The 7462-nt window shown below is 63.1% G+C and carries 10 protein-coding genes and 1 pseudogene; 4 read left to right on the top strand and 7 right to left on the bottom strand.

Translation table 11 applies throughout. The features are described 5' to 3' along the window. Nucleotides 1-109: pseudogene (locus NR193_RS09965) on the bottom strand (cobalamin-binding protein); the annotation flags it as partial. Between the two features lie 290 nt (nt 110-399). On the opposite strand from NR193_RS09965, the gene NR193_RS09960 reads away from it, so the two are divergent. The 4 genes from NR193_RS09960 to NR193_RS09945 all read left to right on the top strand — a co-directional run bounded on the left by NR193_RS09960 (nt 400) and on the right by NR193_RS09945 (nt 4887). Next, on the top strand, nt 400-1974 hold the full coding sequence (locus tag NR193_RS09960) for a trimethylamine methyltransferase family protein (RefSeq protein WP_256750684.1): 1575 nt from the start codon (nt 400-402) through the stop codon (nt 1972-1974). A 98-nt stretch (nt 1975-2072) separates the two neighbouring features. Further along, on the top strand, nt 2073-2753 hold the full coding sequence (locus NR193_RS09955; protein ID WP_256750683.1) for a hypothetical protein: 681 nt from the start codon (nt 2073-2075) through the stop codon (nt 2751-2753). Between the two features lie 106 nt (nt 2754-2859). Then, on the top strand, nt 2860-3597 hold the full coding sequence (locus NR193_RS09950) for a dienelactone hydrolase family protein (protein WP_256750682.1): 738 nt from the start codon (nt 2860-2862) through the stop codon (nt 3595-3597). Between the two features lie 111 nt (nt 3598-3708). Beyond that, nucleotides 3709-4887, top strand: a complete 1179-nt coding sequence (locus NR193_RS09945; RefSeq protein ID WP_256750681.1) for an NAD(P)/FAD-dependent oxidoreductase — start codon at nt 3709-3711, stop codon at nt 4885-4887. Between the two features lie 73 nt (nt 4888-4960). On the opposite strand, the gene NR193_RS09940 is transcribed toward NR193_RS09945, so the two are convergent. From NR193_RS09940 to NR193_RS09915, 6 genes are all read right to left on the bottom strand, one after another. Further along, nucleotides 4961-5362: a DUF1801 domain-containing protein gene (locus NR193_RS09940; RefSeq protein WP_256750680.1), complete on the bottom strand. Its 402-nt coding sequence runs from the start codon at nt 5360-5362 to the stop codon at nt 4961-4963. A 47-nt stretch (nt 5363-5409) separates the two neighbouring features. After that, the gene (locus NR193_RS09935) at nt 5410-5802 is read right to left on the bottom strand and encodes a VOC family protein (protein WP_256750679.1); all 393 of its coding nucleotides are present in this window, start codon (nt 5800-5802) and stop codon (nt 5410-5412) included. 146 nt (nt 5803-5948) lie between these two features. Then, nucleotides 5949-6398 (bottom strand): DUF1801 domain-containing protein, encoded by a 450-nt coding sequence (locus tag NR193_RS09930; RefSeq protein WP_256750678.1) that lies wholly within the window; start codon nt 6396-6398, stop codon nt 5949-5951. A gap of 11 nt (nt 6399-6409) precedes the next feature. Further along, on the bottom strand, nt 6410-6631 hold the full coding sequence (locus NR193_RS09925) for a hypothetical protein (RefSeq protein WP_256750677.1): 222 nt from the start codon (nt 6629-6631) through the stop codon (nt 6410-6412). A 55-nt stretch (nt 6632-6686) separates the two neighbouring features. Then, nucleotides 6687-7097, bottom strand: coding sequence for an SRPBCC domain-containing protein (locus NR193_RS09920; protein ID WP_256750676.1), 411 nt, complete (start codon nt 7095-7097; stop codon nt 6687-6689). Beyond that, complete coding sequence (locus tag NR193_RS09915; RefSeq protein ID WP_256750675.1) at nt 7094-7417, bottom strand: helix-turn-helix transcriptional regulator; 324 nt, start codon at nt 7415-7417, stop codon at nt 7094-7096. Before NR193_RS09915 ends, NR193_RS09920 begins: the two co-directional genes overlap by 4 nt. Nucleotides 7418-7462: the final 45 nt, after the last annotated feature.

Raw genomic sequence — 7462 nt, 5'->3', positions numbered from 1 at the left:
GCGTGCCTTCCTCGATCTCTTCCTTCAGCCCGTCATAAAGATCGTCGTGCATCTGTTGCACCAACTCGTCGTCGGAAAGTTCGGAAAGGATGATCTCGTCGTCGGACATCTGTATCGAGCTCCTGCCGGCATCGCGACCATGTCGCAAAGCACAAAATATTCGCGTTCATACCTAACCCGCTAAGGGCATGCATCCATAGCTGATTTGCGACTTCCCGCAAAAGGAAAGCGACCGCAAATCTATTGGATTTCTTGTCGATTTTGCGACAGGCGTTGGCGCTGACGGGCCGTTTCGAATAGGGTGCATGGCTACGATCCGGCAAGCAGCGGCGATATGCGGCCGCAACGGTTCCGGACCTGTCCATATTCGGGCCAGGCGATATTCAGGGAAGAGCGATCATGAGCGAGCACGCGGCAGTCGACCAAGAGGCGTCAAACGCGCGGCGCGGACGCGGTGCGAGCGGTGGGGCTGCCGCCCGGCGTGCGGCGCGTTCGGGCGGCGGTCCGGGCACCCAGCTCACCTACATCAAGCGCAAGATCAACGTCTACGAGGTGCTCGACGAGGAAGGCCTGGCGCTGATCGAGAAGAACACCGACACGGTCCTGGAAGAGATCGGCATCATCTTCCGCGACGATGCGGAGGCGCTGCAGCTGTGGAAAGAAGCCGGCGCCGACGTCAAGGGCGAGCGCGTGCATTTCCCCAAAGGCCTCTGCCGCTCGCTGCTCAAGACCGCGCCGTCCATCTACACCCAGCATGCCCGCAATTCCGAACGCTCGGTGCAGATTGGCGGCAACGCCACTGTCTTCGCACCGGTCTACGGCCCGCCCTTCGTGCGCGACCTCGATGGCGTCAGGCGCTACGCGACGATCGAGGATTTCCAGAATTTCGTAAAGCTCGCCTACATGGCGCCGTCGATCCACCATTCCGGTGGCACGGTGTGCGAACCGGTCGACGTGCCGGTCAACAAGCGCCATCTCGACATGATCTATTCGCACATAAAGTATTCGGACAAGCCGTTCATGGGCTCGGTGACCGCGCCTGAACGGGCCGAAGACACGGTGGCGATGGCCAAGATCGTGTTCGGCGACGATTTCGTCGAGAACAACACCGTGCTGACCAGCCTGATCAACGCCAACTCGCCGATGGTATTCGACGAGACCATGCTCGGCGCGCTGAAGGTCTATGCGCGCCATAACCAGGCCTGCATCGTCACGCCGTTCATCCTTGCCGGCGCGATGAGCCCGGTGACGGTTGCCGGCACGCTGACGCAGGTCCTGGCAGAGGTGCTGGCCGGTGCGTCGTTCACGCAGCTGATCCGCCCGGGTGCACCGGTGCTGTTCGGCACCTTTGCTTCCTCCATCTCGATGCAGTCCGGTGCGCCGACCTTCGGCACGCCGGAGCCGTCGCTGGTGTCCTACGGCGCGGCACAGCTTGCGCGTCGCCTCGGCCTGCCGTTCCGCACCGGCGGTTCGCTGTGCGCCTCGAAGATCCCGGATGCGCAGGCCGCTTACGAGAGCGCCAACACGCTGAACTCGACCATCCTGGCCGGCACCAATTTCGTTCTCCACTCGGCCGGCTGGCTCGAGGGTGGGCTGGCGTCCTGCTACGAAAAGTTCATGATGGACATCGACCAGCTCGGCATGACGCAGAAGTTCTCCGAAGGCATCGACCTGTCGGAAAACGGCCAGGCGATGGACGCCATCCGCCAGGTCGGCCCGGGCAGCCACTATCTCGGCTGCGACCACACCCAGGCGAATTTCCAGACCGCCTTCTACCGTTCCAACATCGCCGACAACAATTCCTACGAGCAGTGGCTGGCCGAGGGTGAGAAGACCGCGCCGCAGCGCGCCAACGAGCTCGCACGCCGCTGGCTGGAAAGCTACGAGGCGCCCTATCTCGATCCGGCCATCGACGAAGCGTTGAAGGACTTCATCGCCAAGAAGAAGGGGTCGATGCCCGACGCCTTCACCTGAAAGGAGCCCGAGTCAGGCGGGGCTAAAGTCGCCAACATCATCCACAAGGAAGTCTGGCGGAGCGCCTTCTCCGATCCGGTCAAGAAGGAATGATTGCTGTGCGCGGCCGGGTTGAAGATCTGGCGGCTGCGCTTTGCGCCAACGGGCTCATCCTGCGCGGCGGCTTTACTTTCGCGGACAGCGAGGGGGCACCTCATGGCCCCTCAGGCGGGCCAGCCAGGTCCGTGCTGCTGGTTGGGCAGGCGGGTGCGGCACCCTGGCCGCATTTCCTGCGCTGGCGCGAGCAGCAGCCACAGGTGATCGAGAATCCGCTGGACAGTTGGTCGCGGCAGGTCATCGGTGCGGTTGCGGACGCATTCGGGGCGCGTGCCGTTTCGCCCTCCGACAAGCCTTATCTGCCGTTCCAGCAATGGGCGATGCGGGCGGAGGGGCTGAAGCCGTCGCCACTCGGTATCCTCATGCATCCGCAATATGGGCTCTGGCACGCCTATCGCGGTGCGCTGCTGTTCGAGGAAGCGATCGCGCTTCAAGAGGCTCGCGAAGCGATTCACCTTTGCGACGCATGTGCCGACAAGCCTTGCCTGAAATCCTGTCCGGTCGATGCCTATTCGGCCGACGGCTTTGCGCATCAGGCCTGTCTGGCACATGTGCGTGGCGCGGACGGGGCGCCGTGCCGAACCGGCGGCTGCCTCGATCGCAATGCCTGCCCTTACGGTGCGGACTATCGCTATCCCCCCGAGGTCCAGGCCTTCCACATGGCGGCATTCGCCGGTCTGTAACTCGTCACGCGACCTTGCACGGAATGTTGACTGCCAGGTTCAGGGAATGCCTTGCCCTGGCGGCTCGCGCGAATATCTATCGCCCAACCGGTGAACGGAGCGGGCGATGACGAAACAAGACCTCCAGATCAAGACCAATGACGGCACGGCCAGGGCCAGGCTGTTCCACCCGTCGGTCGTGTCCCCGGCCAAGGCCGGCGTCATCCTCTACATGGACGCCTTCGGTCCGCGGCCGGCGCTCCATGGCATGGCCGAGCGGCTGGCGAACGAGGGCTATGCGGTGCTGGTGCCGGACCTGTTCTACCGCAATGCGCCCTACGGGCCGTTTGACGCCAAGACTGCCTTCGTCGAGGAGAAGACGAAGGTAGCACTGATGGCACTGGTCAGCGGCACCACGCAGGACATGACCATCCGCGACAGCGCCGCGTTCCTCGATGCGCTCGCCGGCGAAGGTGTCACCGGGCCGATCGGTACCGTCGGCTATTGCATGGGCGGCGCACGGTCACTGAACGCCGCCGCCAGCTATCCCGAGAGGATCAGGGCGGCGGCGAGCTTCCATGGCGGCAATCTGGCCAGCGACGCCGCCGACAGCCCGCATCGCAAGGCAGCGTCGATCAAGGCGCGTCTCTATGTCGGCATGGCGGGTGTCGACAGGAGTTTCCCGCCGGAACAGTCGGCGCGACTGGGCGAGGCGCTGCGGGTTGCGGAAGTCGACCACACAATCGAGAACTATGTCGGTATGGCGCATGGCTGGTGCGTGCCGGACCACAGCGTCTTCGATGCGGCCGGCGCCGAGCGCCACTGGAAGCGGTTGACGACGCTCTTCGCCGAGACGCTGAGCTAGAGCCCTTCGTTCGGCTGTTCTTGTCTGTTGGCTGTCCGGCCTGTTCGCGGTATCAGGCAGCACAAGTGGCGCGCCCCAAAATGACTGGGTCGAGCGGGAACGATTGGTCTTATGCAATCCTATGATGTCGTGATCATCGGCGCCGGTGCCGCCGGAATGATGTGCGCCGCGGAGGCGGCCAAGCGCGGCCGTTCGGTGCTGATCCTCGATCACGCCGCAATGCCTGGCGAAAAGATCCGGATCTCCGGCGGTGGCCGGTGCAACTTCACCAACATCCACGCCAGCCCCAAGAATTTTCTGTCGGCGAATCCGCATTTCTGCATTTCGGCGCTCAGCCGCTATACGCAGCGCGACTTCATCGCGCTCGTCGAACGCCACCGCATCGCGTATCACGAGAAGACGCTGGGGCAACTGTTCTGCGACGGCTCCGCGCGCCAGATCATCGACATGCTGGTCTCGGAAATGCAGGGCAGGGGCGTGGAACTGGCACTGTCAACCGAGGTGAAGGATGTCCGCAAAACCCTGGAAGGGTTCGTGCTCACTCTTTCCACCGGCACGGTCGCTTGTCAGTCCCTGGTCGTGGCGTGCGGCGGCAAGTCGATCCCCAAGATGGGGGCGACGGGCTTTGGCTATGAGCTTGCCGAACGGTTTGGCCTTGCCATAGTCGAAACGCGGCCGGCGCTGGTGCCGCTGACCTTCGACGCAAAAACGCTCGAACGGCTGGCGCCATTGGCCGGCAATGCCGTCGACGCGGAAGTCGCTTGCGGCAAGGCGCGGTTTTCCGAAGCGATGCTGTTCACGCATCGCGGCGTCAGCGGACCATCCATCCTGCAAATCTCGTCTTACTGGCGCGAGGGCGACGAAATCCATATCGCCATGCTGCCGGGGGTGGATGTGGCGGACCTCATTCGCACCGCCAAGCACGGCAATGGGCGGCAAGCGGTGCAGACGGTGCTGGCAAATCACCTGCCGAAACGGCTTGCACAATCAATCGCCGAGCGCACCGGAATCGACGGTAATCTCGCCGATCTTTCGGACGCCCAGATCAGAACCATCGCAGCAGCAGTCAATGACTGGCGCATCAAGCCGGCCGGTTCGGAGGGCTACCGTACCGCCGAAGTGACGCTTGGCGGGGTGGACACCAACGGGCTTGACCAGAAGACAATGCAGGCGAAATCCGTGCCGGGCCTGTTCTTCATCGGTGAAGCCGTCGATGTCACGGGTTGGCTGGGGGGCTACAATTTCCAGTGGGCGTGGTCGTCGGGCTGGGTGGCGGGGCAGGCGGCGTAAGATCAAAAGCGCCCACCTTGGCCGGGTTGGCCGTCGCCTTGGCTCCGTCGTCGCGCGCTTGATCTCGTTACTTCTATGCCTTCGCCCGAGCAGACGCGGGCGCTTTCTTCTTCGTTTTGGCCTTGTTGTATTCGATGGCGGCGCGGACGAGCTCCTTCAGGGCACTCTCATCGATCTTGTCACCCTCGAAGAGATCGATCGCTCGCCACACATTGCCGCCAAAGCCGTTGTTGAACAGCTTGTCGGGATCGGGCAGGCTGGCGCCGTGGGAGAAGGTGAGCTTCACCTTGTCCTTGTGGGCGTTGCCGATCGCGACGATCCCGTCGCGGGACCATACCGGGCTGCCCATCCATTTCCACTCCTCGATCATCTCCGGGTCGGCTTCAAGGAAGGTCTTGCGGACGCTGGCGAGTGTCTTGCCGCGCCAGTCCGGAAGGCCTGCAATCAACTGGTCGATCTGTTCCGATGGAGTCATTGGGCACCTCGAATTCCTCTCTCTCGCCGCGTTTCAATTGCCGCCCGTCACCAGCGCGCCAACTGGGTGATTTGAACGAGGTTGCCGCAGGTGTCGTTCAACTGGGCGATTGTCGAGCCGGTCACCTCGGTCGGCGGCATGGTGAAGGTGGCGCCGTTCGCCTTGATGCGCTCGTAGTCGCCTTTGATGTCGTCGGTGAAGAACATGACCGCCGGCTGGCCCTGCTGGAAGATGGCCTGCTGGTAGGCCTTGGCGGCAGGGTTGTCATTGGGCGCGAGCTGCAGCTCGGTTCCGTCGGGATCATCGGGGGAGGTCACGGTCAGCCAGCGATAAGGCCCGTTGCTGAAATCAGCCTTTTTGGCAAAACCCAGCACGTCGGTGTAGATGCGCAGTGCGTTTTCCTGGTTGTCCACATGGATGGTGGTCAGCTTGATCTTCATCGATATTCCTCCTTTGTCGCGTTCGCCGCCGCCCTGTCTGGAGGGGTGGGCTTTGAACCGTGTCGTCGGGCTTTCAATCGGTCCAAGCCAACATCCGCCTCAGGCCGCGATGCGCTTGGCGCTGGATAGGCCTGTTCCTGCCGTCGCTACGGGATCCAGCCGGGCAGGGCGGCCGCCTGCTTGACCCAGACCGCCATTTGCGCCTCGTCGAACTCGCCGCTTTCGCGGATATCGATCCAGCGCGCGTCCTTGCTTTTTACCGTGCCGCCGGGCGGTATCGGCCGCAGCGACATGCCGCTGAAGAAGGTCACCTTCACATAGTGGGCAAAGACATGAAACGTCACGAACCAGCCCTGGCCCTCGATGCCGTAGAACGGTGAGTTCCATCTTACCGCCTTGCATACGTCAGGGACGTCCCGCTCGATGAGCGCGTCGAGGCGCTCGCCCAGGCCGCGCTTCCAGCCCGGCATTGCGGCGATATACGCCTGCACCGGGGCGTTGCCGTCGCCCTTGGCGATTTGCGGGTTGCCGCCTGAGAGCAGGACCGGTGCGGCCTTGGCCGCGACCGTGGTCGATTGCCCTTGCGTCCTGGCCATTCCGCCCATTCCTATCCGCTTGCACGCTGCGCGCCGCGTCCCTTGGCGACATACGGCAGCACGAACATGTACAAGCCGCTGAACAGCAGTAAGAAGAGCGGCAAGAGCGGCGAGTAGGCCACCCAGGCGGGAGGCTGCCCCAATGCCATGGCGACGAAGTTGGCGATGACGGTCAGTGTAAAGATGATCGACAGCCAGCGATGAATTTGCCGAACCCAGTAGTTCCAGTCCAATGAGACCTCCCCAAAACGAGCCGAAGCGGACCAGCGATCCGCTTGCCGGCGGGTTTCAATCTATCCGCGCCAGGACCTCTTCCAGAGCCGCGAGGAATTTCGGCCATCCGACCATGGCGCCACGGTAGTATGGCTGCTGGTCCGACCGGAAGCCGGTCTGCTCCATGCGCAGGTGGGTCCCCGTGCTCGTAGCCGTGAGCGTCCAGGTGACCACGCTCTCGAGATCCTTGGTGTCCCAGGTATAGGACAGCGTCTTGTTGGGCTCGACCGTCTGGACCTGACAGTCGACGCCGCCCCAGTCCGCGCTAAGATTGAAACGGTGGTCCACGACTGGCTTGAAGTTGTTCTTCATGAGCCACTCCTCGATCAGGTGCGGTTGGGTGAGCGCGCGCCAGATCTTTTCCGGCGGATAGGGTATCTCACGTTCGACGACGACGGAGCGCGTTTCGGTCGCAGTGTTGGTCATTGGTCCATTCTTTTGAGCAAATTTTCGAGGTCGTCGAACCGGCTCTGCCAGAACGCGTTCATCTGGTTCGTCCAGTCGGTCAGCGGCGCCAGCGCCGCGAGTTGGGCGCTGTAATGGGTCTGTCGTCCCTCATGGCGGTCGCGCACCAGGCCGGCTTGCCTGAGAAGGCCGAGATGCTTTGACACCGCCGGCTGCGAGACCCCGGACTGCGCAGTCAGGGCTCCGACTGTCTGCTCGCCCTCCCGGCACAGGCGCTCGAAGATCGCCCGGCGCGTGGGATCGGCGAGCGTTCTGAAGAGCGTGTCGTGAGCTTCCGGCATTTTGGATCGATAACCCGTTGGCTATTGGTTGACGTATAACCGCCG

The sequence above is a fragment of the Mesorhizobium sp. Mes31 genome, assembly GCF_024519675.1.
GTDB lineage: Bacteria > Pseudomonadota > Alphaproteobacteria > Rhizobiales > Rhizobiaceae > Mesorhizobium.
The sequence above is the reverse complement of the archived record's forward strand: the minus strand, read 5'-3'. Positions and strand labels throughout refer to the sequence as shown.